Genomic DNA, 2,693 nt, shown 5'->3' with positions numbered 1-2,693 from the left:
CAGGAGGTGTTTGGCAATGACCAGCCGCTGGATCTGGTTGGTACCCTCATAGATCTGTGTAATTTTAGCATCGCGCATGTAGCGCTCCACCGGGTACTCCTTGCAGTAGCCGTAACCGCCCAGGATCTGCACCGCATTGGTGGTGACGAACATGGCCGTGTCCGTGGCATACATCTTGGCCATGGAAGCTTCCCTGGAGTGGGGCAGCCCCTTGTCCTTCAGCCGGGCGGCCCGGTAGACCAGCAGGCGGGCGGCATCGATCTGGGTGGCCATGTCGGCCAGCATGAACTGGATGGCCTGGAACTCGGCAATGGGCCGGCCGAACTGCACCCGCTGCCTGGCATACTCCAGGGCCACGTCAAAAGCCGCCTGAGCGATACCCAGACCCTGGGCGCCGATACCGATACGGCCGCCGTCCAGGAGGGCCATGGCCACCTTGAACCCTTCACCCTCCACACCCAGCACGTTCTCCCTCGGCACCCTGGCATTGTCAAAGATCAGTTCCGCAGTCCGGGAACCGTTGAGACCCATCTTTTCTTCCACTTTGCCGATGCTAAAGCCCGGCGTGTCTTTCTCAATTAAAAGACAGGTGATCCCCTTGTGCCCCTTCCCCGGGCTGGTCCGTACGAAGGTGACGTAAAGGTCGGCTTCACCACCGCTGGTAATAAAGATCTTGCTGCCGTTGACAATGTAATAGTCACCTTCCAGCCGGGCGCTGGTCGACAGGTTGGAGGGGTCCGACCCGGCATTGGACTCCGTCAGGGCGAAGGCTCCCAGCCACTCGCCAGTGGCCAGTTTGGTCAGGTATTTCTTCTTCTGCTCTTCCGTACCGTGGTAGAGAAGGGAGAAACACCCCAGTGAGGTGTGCACCGCCAGGATGACGCCCGTAGAGGCACAGGCCCGCGAAATTTCTTCAATGGCCATGATGTAGGATAAAAAGTCACACCCGGCACCGCCGTATTCTTCCGGGATGGGTATGCCCATGAAACCCAGCTCGGCCAGCTTTTTCAGGTTCTCCCGGGGGAACCGGTGTTCCCTGTCAATCTCCGCCGCCCGCGGGGCGAATTCGTTCTGGGCCAGCTTGCGTACGGTATCGCGTATCATCAGCTGTTCTTCGGTAAGTTCAAAGTCCAGGGACATGACGGCTTCAGCTCCTTTGACCGTAGTATTGTCATGTTCAGTTAAGCACTCACCACAATATGACTCTGCTCCCGGTGTCCAGGCTTAATTGAAGGTTTTGCAGTGGGTGCCGGGTCTCCGCTCACTCGCGTGCTCCGCGTAAGAGGTGCACCACGGTTCGCTCCGGGCACCGCGGGTACCCGCCAGGATTGCCCCCTAGCCGTCCACCCGCACCAGGACGGCATCGCCCTGGGCAGCACCGCTGCAGATGGCTGCAATACCCAGACCTCCACCGCGCCGGCGGAGTTCGTAGATGAGCGTCATCAGGATACGGGCACCGCTGGCACCGATGGGGTGACCAAAGGCCACCGCACCGCCGTTCACGTTTATTTTATCTTTCGGTAAATTGGCAATCTTGGCGCTGACCAGAACCACCGCCGCGAAAGCTTCGTTCACTTCGAAGAGGTCAATGGCGTCCACGGTCAGCCCTTTTTTGGCCAGCAGCTTGTTGATGGACAGCCCCGGTACGGTGGCAATGTATTTGGCGTCCTGGGAAACCGAGGCGTGTCCCAGGATGGTGGCCAGGGGTTTTATACCCAGCTCATTGGCTTTGGCCCGGGACATCAGTACCAGGGCTCCCGCACCGTCATTGACACCCGGCGCATTGCCCGCCGTAACCGTGTTGTTGGGGTCGAAAACCGGCGGCAGGCGCCGCAACGCCTCCAGACTGGTGTCGCGGCGGGGTGCCTCGTCCGTGTCCACCATTTTCGGGTCCCCTTTTTTCTGAGGAACGGCCACGGGCACAATTTCGTCCTTCAGCCGGCCGCCGTCCATGGCCGCAATGGCCAGCTGGTGGCTGCGCAGTGCCCACTCGTCCTGTTCTTCCCGGGAGACGCCGTATTCCACGGCCACTTCACCACCATGGATGGCCATGTGCCGGTTGTAAAAAGCACACCACAGACCGTCGTGAACCATCAGGTCCACGAACCTGGTGTCACCCATGCGCAGGCCCCACCGGGCGTGCACAAAATACGGTGCGTTGCTCATGCTTTCCATGCCCCCGGCCACGATGATGTCGGCGTCGCCCGCCCGGATGATCTGGTCGCCCAGGGTTACTGCCCGCAGGCCGGAGGCGCAAACCTTGTTTATGGTCTCCGAGGGGACATCCCAGGGTAACCCCGCCAGCCGGGTGGCCTGGCGCGAGGGAATCTGGCCGCAGCCGCCCTGCAGAACCTGCCCCATGATCACGTTTTCCACCTGGTCCCCGCTGATACCCGCACGCCGGACGGCCTCTTTGATCACCATACCCCCCAGCTGAACGGCACTAAGGGGGGCCAGAGCCCCGCCCAGCTTTCCGAAAGGCGTCCTGGCTGCACTGACAATGACGGTTTCGCGCACTAAAAACTTCTCCTTTCACTTCAGCATTTTTGGCCGGGTCTCCCTGAAAAGGTTCATCAGGAAAGCGCCTGCACGAGCCGGGAAGAAGATTCCTGTTGTCTGGTAGAGCAAAAGACATACCAGCAACAATACCTGAATTGTCTAGCAAATAAAAAACTTTATGCTATTCGATTTTT

At 59.7% G+C, this 2,693-nt stretch carries 2 protein-coding genes; both read right to left on the bottom strand.

Annotated features, from left to right (window positions below):
- The coding region (locus tag ACPLUI_RS13640) for an acyl-CoA dehydrogenase (RefSeq protein ID WP_424660796.1) at window positions 1–1,140 on the bottom strand (1,140 nt) is incomplete at its 3' end.
- 195 nt (window positions 1,141–1,335) lie between these two features.
- Window positions 1,336–2,517, bottom strand: a complete 1,182-nt coding sequence (locus tag ACPLUI_RS13635; protein ID WP_424660795.1) for an acetyl-CoA C-acetyltransferase — start codon at window positions 2,515–2,517, stop codon at window positions 1,336–1,338.
- Window positions 2,518–2,693: the final 176 nt, after the last annotated feature.

This window comes from Desulfofundulus sp. (assembly GCF_049701015.1).
GTDB lineage: Bacteria > Bacillota > Desulfotomaculia > Desulfotomaculales > Desulfovirgulaceae > Desulfofundulus.
The sequence above is the reverse complement of the archived record's forward strand: the minus strand, read 5'-3'. Positions and strand labels throughout refer to the sequence as shown.